This is a genomic window from Allorhizobium sp. Av2, from assembly GCF_021462805.2.
In the GTDB taxonomy this organism is placed as follows: Bacteria; Pseudomonadota; Alphaproteobacteria; order Rhizobiales; family Rhizobiaceae; genus Allorhizobium; species Allorhizobium vitis_G.
In genome coordinates this window covers 905964-923270 of sequence record NZ_CP192696.1, presented here as the reverse complement: position 1 = coordinate 923270, position 17307 = coordinate 905964, and the positions used below count along the sequence as shown (strand labels likewise).

14 protein-coding genes are annotated in these 17307 nt (G+C 59.1%); 7 read left to right on the top strand and 7 right to left on the bottom strand.

Annotated features, from left to right (window positions below; translation table 11 throughout):
* Positions 1 to 69 precede the first annotated feature (69 nt).
* The 7 genes from radA (at position 70) to FS819_RS04360 (ending at position 8329) form a co-directional block, all read left to right on the top strand.
* The gene (gene radA, locus FS819_RS04390) at positions 70 to 1470 is read left to right on the top strand and encodes a DNA repair protein RadA (RefSeq protein WP_015915501.1); all 1401 of its coding nucleotides are present in this window, start codon (positions 70 to 72) and stop codon (positions 1468 to 1470) included.
* 137 nt (positions 1471 to 1607) lie between these two features.
* Entirely contained in the window at positions 1608 to 2603 is a 996-nt protein-coding gene (locus tag FS819_RS04385; RefSeq protein WP_156550828.1) for a UDP-glucuronic acid decarboxylase family protein, read from the top strand.
* Positions 2594 to 3574 (top strand): UDP-glucose 4-epimerase GalE, encoded by a 981-nt coding sequence (gene galE / locus FS819_RS04380; protein WP_234624918.1) that lies wholly within the window; start codon positions 2594 to 2596, stop codon positions 3572 to 3574. Before FS819_RS04385 ends, galE begins: the two co-directional genes overlap by 10 nt.
* 146 nt (positions 3575 to 3720) lie before the next feature.
* A complete protein-coding gene (locus tag FS819_RS04375; protein WP_156550871.1) occupies positions 3721 to 5037 on the top strand; it encodes a UDP-glucose dehydrogenase family protein in 1317 nt (438 codons plus the stop codon).
* Between the two features lie 189 nt (positions 5038 to 5226).
* On the top strand, positions 5227 to 5838 hold the full coding sequence (locus tag FS819_RS04370) for a CvpA family protein (RefSeq protein ID WP_156550830.1): 612 nt from the start codon (positions 5227 to 5229) through the stop codon (positions 5836 to 5838).
* Positions 5839 to 6053: 215 nt separating this feature from the next.
* Positions 6054 to 7544, top strand: coding sequence for an amidophosphoribosyltransferase (gene purF / locus FS819_RS04365; protein ID WP_156550872.1), 1491 nt, complete (start codon positions 6054 to 6056; stop codon positions 7542 to 7544).
* Positions 7545 to 7588: 44 nt separating this feature from the next.
* Positions 7589 to 8329: an SDR family NAD(P)-dependent oxidoreductase gene (locus FS819_RS04360; protein ID WP_156550831.1), complete on the top strand. Its 741-nt coding sequence runs from the start codon at positions 7589 to 7591 to the stop codon at positions 8327 to 8329.
* A 56-nt stretch (positions 8330 to 8385) separates the two neighbouring features.
* On the opposite strand, the gene FS819_RS04355 is transcribed toward FS819_RS04360, so the two are convergent.
* From FS819_RS04355 to FS819_RS04325, 7 genes are all read right to left on the bottom strand, one after another.
* A complete protein-coding gene (locus FS819_RS04355; protein ID WP_156550832.1) occupies positions 8386 to 9468 on the bottom strand; it encodes a glycosyltransferase family protein in 1083 nt (360 codons plus the stop codon).
* Positions 9465 to 11402 (bottom strand): glycosyltransferase family 2 protein, encoded by a 1938-nt coding sequence (locus FS819_RS04350; RefSeq protein WP_156550833.1) that lies wholly within the window; start codon positions 11400 to 11402, stop codon positions 9465 to 9467. Before FS819_RS04350 ends, FS819_RS04355 begins: the two co-directional genes overlap by 4 nt.
* Before the next feature lie 241 nt (positions 11403 to 11643).
* Positions 11644 to 12507 carry a glucose-1-phosphate thymidylyltransferase RfbA gene (rfbA, locus tag FS819_RS04345; protein ID WP_156533140.1) on the bottom strand — a complete coding sequence of 288 codons (864 nt, stop codon included), beginning with the start codon at positions 12505 to 12507 and terminating at the stop codon, positions 11644 to 11646.
* A gap of 77 nt (positions 12508 to 12584) precedes the next feature.
* A complete protein-coding gene (rfbD, locus tag FS819_RS04340) occupies positions 12585 to 13490 on the bottom strand; it encodes a dTDP-4-dehydrorhamnose reductase (protein WP_156550834.1) in 906 nt (301 codons plus the stop codon).
* The gene (rfbB, locus tag FS819_RS04335) at positions 13487 to 14548 is read right to left on the bottom strand and encodes a dTDP-glucose 4,6-dehydratase (RefSeq protein WP_156550835.1); all 1062 of its coding nucleotides are present in this window, start codon (positions 14546 to 14548) and stop codon (positions 13487 to 13489) included. Before rfbB ends, rfbD begins: the two co-directional genes overlap by 4 nt.
* A 69-nt stretch (positions 14549 to 14617) precedes the next feature.
* Positions 14618 to 15181, bottom strand: coding sequence for a dTDP-4-dehydrorhamnose 3,5-epimerase (gene rfbC / locus FS819_RS04330; RefSeq protein WP_156550836.1), 564 nt, complete (start codon positions 15179 to 15181; stop codon positions 14618 to 14620).
* A gap of 183 nt (positions 15182 to 15364) precedes the next feature.
* Positions 15365 to 16999, bottom strand: a complete 1635-nt coding sequence (locus FS819_RS04325) for a glycoside hydrolase family 28 protein (RefSeq protein ID WP_156550837.1) — start codon at positions 16997 to 16999, stop codon at positions 15365 to 15367.
* Positions 17000 to 17307: the final 308 nt, after the last annotated feature.

Below are 17307 nucleotides of genomic sequence, written 5' to 3'. Positions count from 1 at the left end.
TTTTGTTCTCATTTCTCCATCCATATTGCGGTGGGTGGGATGGTACGATGCTCGCATGAAAGGCAATGCATGGCCAAGGCCAAGACCCAATTCATCTGCCAGAACTGCGGCACGGTTCACAGCCGCTGGGCTGGCAAATGCGATGGTTGCGCACAGTGGAACACCATTGTTGAGGAAGACCCGATGGGTGGCATCGGGTCCGGTCCCGGCAAGGTGCCGAAGAAAGGCCGGGCGGTGACGCTGACCTCGCTGTCTGGCGAAATCGAGGAAGCGCCACGCATTCCAACCGGCCTGTCGGAACTGGACCGGGCGACCGGCGGCGGCTTCGTGCGCGGCTCCGCCGTGCTGATTGGCGGCGATCCGGGCATCGGTAAATCCACCCTGCTAATGCAGGCCGCCGCCGCCTTGTCGCGGCAGGGCCATCGCGTCGTCTATGTCTCGGGCGAAGAGGCGGTGGCTCAGGTGCGGCTGCGCGCCCAGCGGCTGAACGCCGCCGATACCGATGTGCTGCTGGCGGCAGAAACCAATGTCGAGGATATTCTGGCGACAATTTCCGAAGGAAAGCGGCCCGATCTTGTCATCATCGATTCGATCCAGACTCTCTGGAGCGATACCGCCGATTCGGCGCCCGGCACGGTCACGCAGGTGCGCACCGGCGTGCAGGCAATGATTCGTTTTGCCAAGCAGACTGGCGCCACCATGGTTCTGGTCGGCCACGTCACCAAGGAAGGCCAGATTGCCGGTCCCCGCGTCGTCGAGCACATGGTCGATGCCGTGCTGTATTTCGAAGGCGATCGGGGCCACCATTACCGCATCCTACGCACCGTCAAAAACCGATTTGGCCCGACGGATGAAATCGGCGTGTTCGAAATGTCGGATCGGGGGCTGCGCGAAGTCGCCAATCCATCGGAACTGTTTCTGGGCGAGCGCAATGAAAAAGCGCCTGGTGCTGCGGTGTTTGCCGGCATGGAAGGCACAAGACCCGTGCTGGTCGAAGTGCAGGCGCTGGTGGCCGCAACGGCGCTTGGCACACCGCGCCGAGCCGTGGTCGGCTGGGATTCCAGCCGCCTGGCGATGATTCTGGCCGTACTGGAGGCCCATTGCGGTGTCAGGCTTGGCCAGCACGATGTCTATCTCAATGTGGCAGGCGGCTACCGAATCACCGAACCCGCCGCCGATATGGCAATTGCCTCGGCGCTGGTGTCATCGCTGGCGGGCGTCGCCCTGCCCGCTGATTGTGTCTATTTCGGCGAAATCAGCCTTTCGGGCGCGGTGCGGCCCGTATCGCATACGGCGCAGCGATTGAAAGAGGCTGAAAAGCTTGGCTTTTCCTCCGCCGTTTTGCCCGCCTCCTCCGTCGATCTGCCGAAACGCACCGGCAAATGGGGTGAAATCGAAAGCCTGCCGGATCTGGTGGCGCGCATTGCCGGATCGAAACTGAAATCGCGCCAGCAGGGCAATGAGGATTGACAGAACGGGCGCAAAAGGTTCGGCAACGGGCAGGTTGCGTCCCTTGCCGCTCATAACGGTTGATTGCTGGTAGCCTGGAATTGACAGGGCCTGACCCCTTCCCCTACATGAACGGCAACGGACTGCAAGAGGACGCTATGGGAAAGACACGGACGGCATTGGTGACCGGCGGCGCTGGATTTCTCGGTTCCCACGTCTGCGCACGATTGCTTGACGAAGGCTGTGATGTGGTCTGCCTGGACAACCTCCAGACCGGGCGGCGCAAGAATATCGAACCTCTGCTGGCCAATCCCAAACTGTCCTTCATCAAAGCCGATGTCCGCGATCCCTTGCCGCAAGGCCGCTACGACGAGATCTGGAATCTCGCCTGCCCCGCCTCGCCGCCGCAATATCAGATCGATCCTGTCGGCACGATGCTGATCAATGTGCTTGGCATGAAAAACGTGCTGGACCTGGCTGTCGCCTGCGGCGCGCGGGTGTTTCAGGCATCGACCAGCGAGATCTACGGCGATCCGCAGGTTCATCCGCAGACGGAAAGCTATCGTGGCGCAGTCAACACGATAGGGCCGCGGGCCTGCTATGACGAAGGCAAGCGCGCCGCCGAAACCCTGTGTTTCGATTATCACCGCCAGCATGGCGTTGAAATCAAGGTGGTGCGGATCTTCAACACCTATGGTCCCAACATGGACCCGCAGGATGGACGGGTGGTGTCCAACTTCATCGTCCGCGCCCTGGAAGAGGCCCCGCTGGAACTTTATGGCGGCGGCACGCAGACCCGATCCTTCTGCTATGTCGATGATCTGATCGAGGGATTTTTCCGACTGATGCGCTCCGATGCCTCGATCACCGGTCCGGTCAATATTGGCGATCCCGGCGAGTTTACCGTGCGGGAACTGGCTGACATCATTCTGGAAATGACCGGAAGCCGGTCGGTTATCATCGACAGGCCGCTGCCGAAGGACGATCCGCTGCTGCGGCGTCCAGACATCACCCTTGCCGGGCAGTTGCTGGGCTGGGAGCCGAAAGTGCGGCTGCGTGAAGGACTGAAGCGGTCGATCCCGTATTTCGCGGCGGAAACGGGACGCACCATTAACACCAGTGCTGCCAACATCAATCTGGATACATTGTCATGAAGAATATCCTTGTTGTCGGCGGAGCCGGCTATATCGGAAGCCATGCCTGCAAGGCTTTGTCCAAGGCGGGTTACACACCTGTGGTCTATGACAACCTGGTTCACGGCCACGCGGATTCGGTCAAATGGGGACCGTTCGAACAAGGTGACATTGCCGATGGCGCAAGGCTTGATGCGGTTCTCAGCAAATACCAGCCGGAATGCGTGATGCATTTCGCAGCCTTCGCCGCCGTCGGCGAATCGGTGACGGACCCGGCGAAATATTACAATAACAACATCCATGGTTCGGTCTGCCTGCTGGATGCCATGCGCCGCAACGGCGTTGACACCATCGTGTTTTCCTCGACCTGCGCCACCTATGGCGAGGTCAAAAGCCTGCCAATTGTCGAGGAAGCTCCGCAGAGCCCGGTCAATCCCTATGGGTTCTCCAAGCTGGTCATTGAGCAGGCGCTGAAGGATTACGGCCATGCCTATGGATTGAAATGGGTGGCCATGCGCTATTTCAACGCCGCCGGTCTCGATCCGGAAGGCGATCTTGGCGAACGTCACGATCCGGAAACCCATGCCATTCCGCTGGCGGTTCTGGCAGCCATGCGGCAGACCGAATTCAATGTGTTCGGCACCGATTACAATACGCCTGATGGTACCGCCGTCCGCGACTATATCCATGTCTGCGATCTCGCCGATGCCCATGTCCTGGCCATCGACTATCTGCAAAAGGGTGGCGAAAGCGGCGCCTTCAATCTTGCCACCGGCAAGGGCACATCGGTCAAGGAATTGCTGGATGCGGTGTCTCAGGCGGTCGGCGCGCAGGTTCCGATCAATTATGCGCCAAGGCGGGCTGGCGATGCGCCGGTTCTTTACGCCTCCGGCGACAAGGCCCGCAGCCTGCTGGGCTGGACGCCCCAATATACCGATATCAACCTGATCGTGAAAACGGCGGCGGACTGGTTCAAGGCCCACCGTAATTAAGGCTCACCGTAATTAAGACCAACAATAGCCAAGGTCGAAAATAACCAAGGATTGTCGACATGGTTCGACAGGAACCGCAAGGCAGTCCCGTCCATCGCACACCCCCCGCCCATCCAACACCCTTTGACAGGAAAGCGGCAGAATTCATGAACGTTCGCATTACCATGGTAGGCACCGGCTATGTTGGCCTGGTCAGCGGCGCATGCTTTGCCGAACTGGGCCATGACGTGATCTGCGTCGACAAGGACCAGCGCAAGATTGAAATGCTGCGTCAGGGCAAGATGCCGATCTATGAGCCCGGTCTGGATGAACTGGTGCAGCGCAATGTCGCCGCCGGGCGCATCACTTTCACCACCGACCTTGCCGCAAGCGTCAAGGACCGTGATGCCGTGTTCATCGCCGTCGGCACGCCAACCGAGGCGGGCTCGGACCGGGCCGACCTGAAATATGTGTTTGCCGCCGCAGCCGAGATTGCCAAGGCCGTCACCGGCTTTACCGTTATCGTCACCAAGTCGACGGTGCCGGTTGGCACCAACCGTCAGGTCTTCGAGATGGCCAAGGCCAATGCAGGCCCGGATGTGCAGATCGCCGTTGCCTCCAATCCCGAATTTCTGCGCGAAGGCGCCGCCATCAAGGACTTCCTGGAGCCGGACCGGATCGTCGTCGGCGTCGATACCCCCCAGTCTGGCGAGGTCATGGAGCGGATTTATGCGCCATTGTTGTTAAACGGCAATGTTCCTTTCTTCAGCACCGGCATCGAGACCGCTGAACTGATCAAATACGCCGCCAATGCTTTTCTCGCGGTGAAAATCAGCTTCATCAATGAAATGGCCAATCTGTGTGAAGCGGTTGGCGCCACGGTTGAGGATGTGGCCCATGGCATCGGTCTCGACAAGCGGATCGGCCGGGCCTTTCTCAATACCGGCCCGGGCTGGGGTGGCTCCTGCTTTCCCAAGGATACCCGCGCGCTGCTGGCAACGGCTGCCGATGCCGGGATCGACTCACGGGTCGTCTCTTCAGCGGTCGATGCCAACAACCAGCGCAAGGCCGATATGGTCACCCGGGTGATCGATGCGGCGGGCGGTGATGTCGAGGGCAAGAAAATCGCCGTGCTGGGCGTGACCTTTAAAGGCCAGACCGACGATATGCGCGAAAGCACCAGCCTGGTGATGCTGCCGGCCTTGCAGGCGAAAGGCGCAAAGGTTGCGGCTTTCGATCCGTCGAGCCCGCATGATGCCGCAAGCCAGTTGCCGGGCGTTGAAATGACCAAGACGGCCAAGGAGGCCGCGACCGGCGCCGATGTCCTGGTGATCCTCACCGACTGGATGGTCTTCAAAACCTATAATTTCAAAGAAATCGCCAGTGTCATGGCCTCTCCTGTGCTGGTCGATCTTCGCAATATGTTCAATGCCAACGAAGCGCAGAAGAACGGCTTTTCTCATTATGTCTCGCTGGGACGGTGAGGTACTTCCTGGGAACGGGTCGTTCGGAGGTTTTTTGGCGTAAAGTCACATTTGTGTAACAAACTCGGCAAGGATTGATCCTTCCACTGCGTGACATCGTGGTGTAAGGAGAGGCCGCCGGAACAGCCGGACCGGAAAGATCAAGAAACCTGGCGACCCCTTCGCGGCCTAGTCCTGGAGTTGAACGGAATGCCCATTACGATTTTCGACGGTATTGTCATCGGTGTCGTGCTGTTTTCAGCCGTGCTGGCGATGATCCGCGGCTTTTCACGCGAGATCCTGTCGATTGCCAGTTGGGTGGGTGCTATTGCGGCGGCCTATTATCTCTATCCCTTCATTCTTCCCTATGTGAAGAATTATACCAATGACCAGCGGATCGCCGTGGCAGCCTCTGCCGGTGGCGTGTTCCTGCTTGCCTTGATCCTGATCTCGTTCATTACCTCGCGCATTGCCGACTTCATCATCGACAGCCGGATCGGCGCATTGGACCGCACCCTTGGCTTCCTGTTCGGGGCAGCACGCGGTATCCTGCTGCTGGTCGTCGCCGTGGCCTTCTGGAACTGGCTGATCGATGCCAAGCAGCGGCCGGACTGGGTCAACAATGCCAAGTCGAAGCCGTTCCTGGATGCGCTGGTCGTCAAGCTGGAAGCGGTGCTGCCCGACGATATCGAACCGCAATTGCGCGCCCGCATCCTCGGCAAGCAACAGACAGCACCCGCTGAAGGCCAGGCCCCTGCCGACGATGCGCCTGCACAACCGCCAGTCCAGACACCAGGTCAGGCACCCGCGCCGGCCAACTGATATCGTCCGCCTTCTGGACGTTGATGGCAGGCTTGCTTATATAGAGCATCCTGTCCGAATTGCTCAAGACCATCAGATCCTGCCAGGAACTGAGCCCTGGGATTGAGCCGAGACAAAGAATGAGCGCTACCCGTAATGGAAATCGGCGCTCCTCACTGCATTTCGTCACCCGTGCCCCGTATCGGCGCGCATGTATCGAGCAAAGGCTTGCTGCAATGAAACAGTCTATTTCATCGACTTTCCTTGAAGAGCTTGATGGCGACACGCTGCATGAAGAATGCGGCGTGTTCGGCATTTTGGGCCATCAGGATGCCGCAACGCTGACCGCTCTCGGACTGCATGCGCTTCAGCATCGCGGCCAGGAGGCAGCCGGACTGGTTTCCTTTGACGGCAAGCAGTTTCACACCGAAAAGCATATGGGCTTGGTCGGCGACCACTATACCAATCCGGTAACGCTGGCGAAGCTGCCGGGTTCTGCCGCCATCGGCCACACCCGCTATTCCACCACTGGCGAAGTGGCGTTGCGCAATGTGCAACCACTTTTTGCCGAGCTGGAAGAAGGCGGAATTGCCATTGCCCATAACGGCAATTTTACCAACGGCCTGACGCTACGCCGCCAGATCATTGCCACAGGCGCCATCTGTCAATCCACCTCGGATTCGGAAGTGGTGTTGCATCTTATCGCCCGGTCACGCCACAGCTCGACAGCCGACCGTTTCATCGACGCCATGCGGCAGATGGAGGGCGGCTATGCGATGATCGCCATGACCCGCACCAAACTGATCGCCGCCCGCGACCCGATCGGCATCCGACCGCTGGTGATGGGCGATCTCGACGGCAAACCGATTTTCTGCTCGGAAACCTGTGCGCTGGACATTATCGGCGCAAAATTCGTGCGCGATGTCGAAAACGGCGAAGTGATCATTTGCGAGATCCAGCCTGACGGTTCGATTACGGTGGACAGCCGCCGCCCGGCACGTCCGCAACCGGAGCGCCCCTGCCTGTTCGAGTATGTTTATTTCGCCCGCCCCGATTCGGTCGTCAGCGGTCGCAACGTCTATCAGACCCGCAAAGCCATGGGCATGAACCTGGCGAAGGAAGCCCCTTGCGATGGCGATGTCGTGGTGCCGGTTCCCGATGGCGGCACGCCAGCGGCGCTTGGCTATGCCCAGGCCAGTGGCATTCCCTTTGAATATGGCATTATCCGCAATCACTATGTCGGACGCACCTTTATCGAGCCAACGCAGCAGATCCGCGCCTTCGGCGTCAAGCTGAAACATTCGGCCAATCGGGCGATGATCGAGGGCAAACGGGTTATCCTGGTGGACGATTCCATCGTGCGCGGCACGACATCGCTGAAGATCGTCCAAATGATCCGCGATGCCGGTGCCAAGGAAGTGCATATCCGTGTTGCCAGCCCGATGATCTACCATCCTGACTTCTACGGCATCGACACGCCGGACGCCGAAAAGCTGCTCGCCAATCAATATGCGGGTGCCGAAGCCATGGCGAAATTTATCGGTGCCGATTCGCTTGCCTTCCTGTCCATCGACGGGCTGTACATGGCCGTCGGCGGCGAGGCGCGCAATGCTGCCAATCCGCAATTTACCGATCATTACTTCACCGGTGACTACCCGACCCGTCTGATGGACAGGGAAGGCGAGAAAATGGGCCGCAAGGTGTCGGTTATGTCTAGTAACGGCTGAGGCCGGTTCTTGGTGTTGCATGAGATGATGAGGGGGAAGCGGACATGACGGTTGATCTCAAGGGACGGATCGCGCTTGTCACCGGCGCGTCACGCGGCATCGGCTATTTCACCGCGCTGGAACTGGCGAAGGCGGGCGCGCATGTAATTGCCTGCGCCCGCACCGTCGGGGGTCTGGAAGACCTTGACGACGCCATTACCTCGGCAGGTGGTAGCGCGACCCTGGTGCCGTTCGATCTCGCCGACATGGCCGCCATCGATGCGCTGGGCGGATCGATTTTCGAGCGTTGGGGCAAGCTGGATATTCTGGTTGCCAATGCTGGCGTGCTCGGGACGATTTCGCCCGTTGCCCATGTCGAGGCCAAGGTGTTCGAAAAGGTGATGACTATCAATGTCACCGCCACCTGGCGGCTGATCCGCTCGATTGATCCGCTGATCACCAAATCCGACCAGGGCCGCGCCCTGATCCTGTCCTCCGCTGCACCGCATAAATGCAAGCCTTTCTGGGGCCCCTATTCCGCATCCAAGGCTGCGGTTGAAGCTTTGGCGCGCACCTGGGCTGCTGAAAACCAGCGCCTACCGCTCCGCGTCCTCGCGATTGACCCAGGCGCCACCCGCACGGCGATGCGCGCCCAGGCTATGCCGGGCGAAGACCCTGATACATTGCCGCATCCCTCAGAAGTCGCCAAAGCCCTGTTGCCACTAGTCGGGCCGCAACAGACGGAAACAGGCAAGCTGTTTATCGTCCGGGAACAGAAGATCGTCGATTATCCGCCCTACGGCTGACCGCGATTGCGGACAGCCTGGACGGCTGCGATCTTCAAAAATATTGAAATAGATTTTTACGGCAATAGCGGCTCGAAAGTCGTGCCCATCAGGGCCACTTTGCTGCGAATCCGCTCGGCTCCTTCGGCTCTTTCCGCGGGATTATCGATCAAGCGGATGATTTCTGCGATCCAGGCAGCCTGATCATAGGGCAATCGAGGTTGTGCATCATCAGCCTCGGCGCCATAGGCCAGGCCTTCTGAGAACAGCCCTGCCGCACCCAGCCGGGCAACATCGATGAATTTGGTGCAGGCGCGGCTGTCATTGGCCTCGGACGGCGCCAAAGGCACCAGCATGATATCGACCTGCGCCCTTCCCGCGTAAACCAGATATTGTGGCCAGGACACTGGCGCCTTCACCGTTACGCGGTTCATGTCTTTCCAGATCGTGCGCGCCTTCTTGCCCGCGAACACTTCGAACACCGCCTGGGGGCGCTGTTCCAGCACGGTCCGGATGACCGGCTTCAGGAAGTGATGTTCCGCCACATGCACCCCCGTGGCGTGATAGGCAACCACCACCTTGTCCTGGCTCGTCGCGTCATCCGCTTCGCTATCGGCGTGCAACCGACGCTCCCAAAGGCTGATGGGAGGAGCTGGCGGCAGGATACGGGCCATCGGTTCGCCAATCGCCTGGAACAATTGCGGCGTGGACAGCCAGAGAATGTCAAGATGGCGGTTCAGGCGCCGCAGCGGATAAAGCGCCCGAAACCATAGAAACAGGCTATAAGCGATATCGGCGTCCCGGCTGGATATCACGGCATTGATGTCGTCATCCAGCAGCAGACCGACCCCGGCGAGCTTGTCGGCATGGGTTTCGATCCAGCGCAGCAAGGGCCGTGACGCATAGCGACAGATCACCACAAATGCGCCGTCGGGGTCGAGTGCGGCCCCCTCAAGCTTTCTGATATCGTGAACCTGATACGGAGGCATGCCCTCTGCACTCAACCGGACGGGCAGATAATAGTCGAATGTGGGGTTTGGAACGCGACCGAAGACCAGAACCGACTTGACTGGGCGGCGCGGCTTTCCATCCGCTTGTTCCCGCAGCCGGGGTCGCGGCAAAACCTGCTCCAGAACGGGCCAGTACCACCGTTTTTTCATCGGATGCGGCCACTCCTTGCCGACAGGTCACGCGGCGCCGCTTCCAGCACGAAATCACCCGCGCTCAGTGAGCAATTCGGATTGTAGCAGGGATCGTTATCGATCACCTCGGACCAGCGTTCGAACATCACCTTTTCTTCTCCGGCAAAGCGCAGCCGCTTTTCGACAGTATCGTCCCGCCCGCGCGATACGGATTCACGATGAACAAGGCGTGCATGAGGCGTCCAGACGATATCGAGACCGGCACGGCGCAGCTTCAGGCAATAATCGACATCGTTGAAAGCAACCGGCAAATTTGCTTCGTCCATGCCGCCCACCTGAAGCCAATGGCTCTTGCGGGTCAAGAGGCAGGCCGCTGTGACGGCGGAAACATGGCGGCGCTGCGCAAGCAGGCCATGATCCTCACCACCGTCAGGATCATGAAAATGGAAACTGTGACGGGCGATGGACCCCGCCCCCAGCGTGACGCCGGCATGTTGGACAAAGCCATCGGGATAGAGCAACAGGGCGCCGACAGCCCCGACCTGAGGATCGTCCAACTCGGCCTTCATCTCACCCAGCCAGTCGCGCTCCAGCGGCTCGACATCATTGTTGAGCAGCAGAATCCGGTCATGCCGGGCCTGATCAACGCCGAGATTACAGGCTCTGGAAAAATTGAAGGTGCCGGGCATCGGCAAGCGCCGCACATGGCCTTCCGCCTCGATCCTGTCGAGAAGAATGCGCGTCGCATCCTCCTTGCTGTCATTGTCGATGACAATAATGTCCAACTCACCATGATCGGTGCGGCCCAGCAGGCCATCAAGACAGGCGGAGAGAAGATCCGCCCGGTCGCGGGTCGGAATGATCACTGTGACAGGCGGGCGAGAGCTGCCCGGCTGAAGCAAGGGCCGCGACGGCGTGAGAGCCGGTCGCGCAGAGGACCGGTGAACCAGAACGCGGGGCAGATGAAGAATGTCCCCCGCGGCCGCCGCCTGGATGACCAGTTGGTTCGCATCGAAATTGGTGACATCGACAGGCTGCGGCAGGCAGGCAGGACGCAAGAGAACACAGTCCATCGGCAGCCAGCCGGTTTGCACCAGGGGCAGGTTCCAGGCCGGTTTGAACAACGGCACAGCTGGCCCACCCTTGCGGCTAGCCTGGTCCTCGTCGCAATAGACGCCTGCCGCCTGCGGGTGACGGATCAGGCAATCCGCCATCCATTGCAACGCCAATGGCGACAAGGTGACACCCGCCGGTACCAGCAGCCAAAACAGATCCTTGTCCGCAGTGCGATTTGACAGGCTATCCGCCAGATCTTCCAGCTCGGCAAATTCGAAAGCGCGGTAGCTTTGCCGCTCAAGACTTTTGCGCGTAATGGTCCGCCCCTCACCCGCCCCAGTGATACTGACCAAAACAAGCGGCCCAGAACTGCTATCGGTGGGTGGTGGCCTGTCCACCTCATTGCGCAGCCGAAGCCAATCTTGATAGCGGGGGGACGACAAGGCCTCGAAATGCCGGAGGAACCGGAACGTCGCGCCTTTAAAGTTTCGCGCTGCCAGCAAGCGGAGCAAGGTGCGTGCGGTATGAGGCCAACGGATCAGCACCCGCAGGACAGCTTCAGCGATGGACAGTGTGCGGATGGTGACGGTCGGTTGCCGAACTGTCTTGCCCCCACTCTTTGCCGGTGAGGCGACGAGTGCAATAGAGTCCAGATCGTCGGGCATCCATCCCAGAAAGCGTCCGGCTTTGTTGACGATCAAAGAACGTTTAAGAAGGGCTGGAACCCGACCGGGACGATGAAGCAAGAGGCGCGGCGACGGTCCAAGGCAACCGTCGGGATCATCAATGGAGATCATCACTGGCTTATCGGCGAGATGGCGGGCAGCCGAACCCTGCGCGGCGCATACCTGCGCCAACCCGGTCGAATCCTGTCCATCGAGCACACTGGTCTTCAACGCATCACACCACCGATAAGACCGTTGGATGCGCTCCACAGCCGATACAATATTTCACCGGGCCTCACTTTTAAAACGCCAACACCGACCGCACCTAGACCTCTGCCCGCGTTTTACCGCATAAACCTTAAATCTAAGTCGATTTGAGGAAAAATTTATGCAGCATATATAAACTGTTACAGCGCCACACCCTCTCAGGTGCGTGGCGCTGTATTGCAGATACGCGTTCAGTTTAAAAGCGTCAGAGCACTTTTTTCAGCAGATATTGCCCATAGGCGCTCTTGCCATATTGCAGGCCGAGCGTCTCCAGCTGCTGGGCGTCGATGAAACCGAGCCGATAGGCGATCTCTTCCGGGCAGGAAATCTTGAAGCCCTGGCGGCGTTCCAGCGTGGCGACGAATTCCGAGGCATCCAGCAGACTGTCAGGCGTTCCGGTATCCAGCCATGCATAACCACGACTCATCTTTTCGACACTGAGACGGCCCCGCTCCAGATAGACCCGGTTGACGTCAGTGATTTCAAGTTCGCCCCGGGCCGATGGCTTGAGGTTCGCGGCGATATCCACGACATCCTTGTCGTAGAAGTAAAGCCCGGTCACGGCCCAGCTCGAGCGCGGCACCTGAGGCTTTTCCTCGATCGAAACCGCCTTCATGTCCTTATCGAATTCCACCACGCCATAGCGTTCCGGATCGTTGACGTGATAGGCAAATACGGTTGCCCCGTCATTGCGGGCCACAGCACTTCTGAACAGGTCGTTGATGCCATGACCGTAGAAAATATTGTCGCCCAGAATCAGGCAGGACGGGCTAGAACCGACGAAATCCGCGCCGATAATATAGGCCTGCGCCAGACCATCCGGTGTCGGCTGCTCAGCATAGGTCAGCGAAATCCCCCATTTCGATCCATCACCCAGCAGGCTTTGAAAGTTCGGCAGATCCTTTGGCGTCGAAATGATCAGGATATCGCGAATCCCGGCCAGCATCAGCGTCGAGAGTGGGTAATAGATCATCGGCTTGTCATAGACAGGCATGAGCTGCTTGGAGGTGACTAGCGTCATGGGATGCAGGCGGGTGCCGCTGCCTCCGGCTAGAATGATACCCTTCATTTATAAAACTCCTGACACGTCATTTGTGTTCGTTGTCTTTTGAGAAAAACCGGCGACCATCGTTGCCTTGACAAACTCTAAACTGCCGCCGGACGCCGCAACCGATCGATGACCAATTGCGTCGACACGCGCCAATCGGGGATATCGGTAGAGTGAACTCTGTCCAGTTTGGCGCAATCCAGCCGGGAATTCGCAGGCCGTTTGGCGGGAGTTGGGTAAGAGCTGGCCGGGATCGGATTGACCTTGGCTGATGGGCCGTTTTGCTCAGCCGACAGCCTGAAAATTTCAGCTGCAAACTCCGCCCAGCTGGCCTCTCCTGACCCCGTCATATGGAAGATGCCGCGCAGATCGGCGTCCTTTGAAGACAGCAGGTTATCGGCAACTTTCAGCACCGCATCGGCAATATCGAGCGCCGAGGTCGGATTGCCGATCTGGTCGGCGACCACGCCCAGTTCATCGCGGGTTTCGGCCAGCCGCAACATGGTCAGCAGAAAATTCTTGCCAAACGGACTATAGACCCAGGCCGTGCGCAGGATCGCGTGATTGTCGGTTTCAGCCGCCACCCGGCGCTCGCCTTCCAGCTTGCTGCGGCCATAGACGCCAAGCGGCGCAACCGGATCGGCCTCGTTATAGGGAAAAGCCTTGCTGCCATCGAAGACATAATCGGTCGAGATATGGATGATCGGAATATCCAGCGCCTTGGCAACCCGCGCCAATTCCCCCGGACCTTCGCCATTGACCGTGAAGGCTGCGGCCTCGTCGGTTTCGGCCTGGTCGACCGCGGTATAAGCGGCAGCAGAGATAATCAGGTCGGGTCTGGCGGCGCGCACAGCCGCTTCAATCGTTGAGGGGTCGGCCAGATCGAGCTGCGGCCGCCCCAGGGCGACCAGGTCAACATCCTTGCGATCACTGGCCTTCTCAAGCAGTGATTGAACGACCTGTCCCGCCAGTCCAGTCACCAGATAGCGCTTCACGCCGCTCATTTGCTTGCCGCCGCCTTCAACAGGCCAAGACGGCTGCCATCATAGCCCTTGCGCAACGGCTCCCACCACCAGCGGTTTTCGAGATACCATTTCACGGTCTTCTCGATGCCAGTCTCGAAGGTTTCCTGAGCCTTCCAGCCGAGTTCGGTTTCCAGCCGCGTCGCGTCGATAGCATAACGGGCGTCGTGGCCGGGACGGTCGGTCACATATTGGATCAGTTTCTCATGCGGTGCATCTGATGGATGAAGCTCATCCATCAGCGCGCAGACACGGGTAACGACGTCGATATTGCGCCGCTCATTACGTCCGCCGACATTATAGGTTTCGCCGATCCGCCCCCGCTCGGCGATGATATCCAGCGCCCTTGCATGGTCTTCGACGTAAAGCCAATCGCGGATATTGGCGCCATTGCCGTAAACCGGCAAAGGCTTGCCTTCCATCGCGTTGATGATCATCAGCGGAATGAGCTTTTCCGGGAAATGGAAGGGGCCGTAATTGTTGGAGCAATTCGACACCACCACCGGCAGGCCATAGGTGCGCGCCCAAGCCTTGGCGAGGTGGTCGGAGGCCGCTTTCGAGGCCGAATAGGGAGAGCTTGGATCATAGGGGGTGGTTTCGGTAAACAGACCCTCATCGCCCAGTGATCCATAGACTTCGTCGGTCGAGACATGCAGGAAGCGGAAACCGTCCTTGCTCGCACCTTCCAGCCCCTGCCAATAGGCGCGGGCGCATTCCAGCATGGTGAACGTGCCGAGCACATTGGTTTCGACGAAATCCTTGGCACCGGTAATCGAGCGATCAACATGGCTTTCGGCGGCCAGATGCATGACACGGTCCGGACGGAAGCTTGCAAAAGCCGAAGCAATCGCCTGGCCATCGCAGATATCGGCCTGAAGGAACCGGTACAGCGGATTTGCCTCAACCGATTTCAGCGAGGTCAAGGTCCCGGCATAGGTCAGCTTATCGACGTTCAGGACGTCATAGCCTTTTTCAAGCACCAGATGCCGCACGACGGCTGATCCGATAAAGCCGGCGCCGCCGGTTACAAGTACGCGCATGATTTTCGATATCCCCTAGCGTTCATAGAGCTGACTTGCATGAAGCAGATTGGCAAAGAGCAGAGGCGCTCAAGGCCGATAGACGAAATTCGTCTCAAGCTCGCTCAGTTTCGGCTGCTTCTTGTCCTTGTCAGACAGAATGGCATTATCTTCCGTCACCGGCCAGTCGATCGCCAGCGCCGGATCGTTCCACAACAGGCCCCGGTCATGATCCGGGCTGTAATAATCCGTCACCTTGTAGCTGATCACGGTATTGGGCTGTAATGTGCAGAAGCCATGGGCAAAGCCCGGCGGTACCCAAAGCTGGCAGCCGTTTTCGGCGGTCAGTTCGGCTTTCACCATCTGGCCATAGGTCGGCGAGCCCTGGCGGATGTCGACTGCAACATCCAACAACGCACCCGCCGCGCAGGAAACCAGCTTGCCCTGCGCCCTTGGGTCCAGCTGGAAATGCAGGCCGCGAACTGTGCCGACCTCTGCCGAAAACGACTTATTGTCCTGAACGAAGGTGAAAGATCCCACTTCGCTTTCAAACAGGCTGGCGCGGAAGGTTTCCATGAAATAACCCCGCGCGTCCCCAAACCGCTTCGGAGTGATCAGGAAAACGCCAGAAAGCTTCGTTTCTTCAAACTGCATTCTTGTCCCTTTGAATTAAGCCCCTCGCGCAATTAACAACCTCAATCTCACGAGGCAAGCAAAATGCTAGGCGCCCACCGTCTTAACCGGAAGATTATGACGTTATTCGGACAGTCTCCACGACCAGCAGCCACCATTGCAGGCAAGCCTTTGCCATTTGTGTCTCTTTACGACGCCGTCCGTTCAAAACGGTGCGCCCTCCAAAAAGCTCGAGAACGGCACAAAGGCTGACGAGCAATCGAGCGGCGGAACCGGATCTTCTTCACTGGCATCCACGAGATTGACCGTTTTCACCCGGCGCGCTGGGTCGGCCTTGATGAGGTCGGCAAAACTGACCGGACCAGGCCCCAGCGTGACATGCGCATTGAGCGGCGGATCTTTTGCCGCCGGATCGGCAGAACCGACCAAAAGCGGCTGAGGGCCGTCGAACTGAATGGTATCCAGGAAAAGGCCGAGCGGCTGATAATGCGCATCATCCCTGATGCCACGCAAAACCACATGGCCACCGCTGCCGGTCGTGCTCCCCGTATAGCGCATGTTGCGCACCGTGATGCCGGAAAAATCCGGGATACGGTCGCCGGTTTTGTCCGAGTAGCGGGTATCGAACACCAAGGGGAAGGCGACATTGCGCATGCAGACATCTTCATACAGCACATTCGTGACCTTGCCGCCCCGCGACGTATCCGACTTTATCCGCAGGCCATTGCCGTTCGGGCTGTCATGGCCGTCCATCACCAGATCATAGACATGGATACCGTCCACGCCAGCATCTGTCTCGGAGCCGACAGACATCCCGTGGCCGTAATAGAACCGGTTATGGGCAAAGGTCATCCGCGTCGAAGGCTTGTCGCCGCCCGCCTTGATCGCCACATGGTCGTCGCCGGTGCTGATCGCGCTATAGGCGAGCACGACTTTCGAGGATTGGCCCGGGTCGAACCCATCGGTATTCTTGACCGTATCAGGCGTGAAACAAGTGGCGGGCGTCAGCTTGTCGGGCGTGGTCTCCGGCGGGCAGGCGTAATCCGGGCGGGTATAGACGGCACTGGGGCTGAGGATCTTGATTCCCCAGGCGGTCAGGCCCGTCACGCCATTGCTCACCACATGAAAATTCGGGCTGTTCAACAGCGTGATCCGGTGCAGGGTAAAATCCTCGCCGCCATCGATTTCCACAAGCCGGAACACATGCTGGATCAATCCCTGCTTGGATTGCCAAGCCACATCCCACCAGGACCGCTTGCCAGCATTGTCGCCCGACAGCAGCAGCGAGCCGCCGCGTCCATCGATCTTTCCCTCGCCAACGATGCCGCTGCCTTTGGTGTCCTTGGCCATAATCAGCGGCTTGCAGGTTTTGGCGGATGAAGTATTGGCCGTACCGCAATCACCAGCACCGCTGTCGTAATCCTTGGGATCACGGGAGGCAAACAGCGTGACGCCCTTGTCGATCCACAGCACGACACCGCTCTTCAAGTTCAGCGGTCCGCTCAAAAACGCATCCCGCCCCTCACCGCCGGGCACGAGCTTGACGGCACCGCCCGCGCAGCCGTCGATAGCAGCCTGCAAGCGCATCTGGTCCGGATGGGGGGATTTGCCATCGGCATCGGCAGGATCGAGGGAACCGTCCTTGGCCGTCAGGCCAGCCGTCAATGTCGCGCAAAGGGTGGAGGGAGCCTCCGGCGCGGTGACTGCCCCCCATTGGGTGGCAACAGCCGGCTCCGCCGCCCAAGCCGCAACAGGCGCAAGGGCGCAAAAGGCGACCGCACCAAGCAACCGGCCAACGGCAGACTGTTGAAACAGGCGGGCAAAAACAGGTCCGGGCATGGGCTTATCCTTCAGCGGCGGCATGCGAAACAACAGTTAGCGCGCCCTCTTCAAACCGGTGAATGGCCCGAAATCAAGGCCGCAGCGTGCGCTTGTCGATGGGATAACGCAAAAATTTTTCATCACGGCGTAAAAACCGGCAGAGACCGTCCAGACGGCGCAAAAATCCGTTGACCAAAAACCGGGCTCGCGTCATAAAGCCAACCATGAAAACGAGCACCTGCATCCTCTGCTGGATCATTATTCGCTAGCGCATTCGCTGGCCCGGCCGTTTTCGTCTCTTGCAAAAGTCCCAGATGACAAACGCT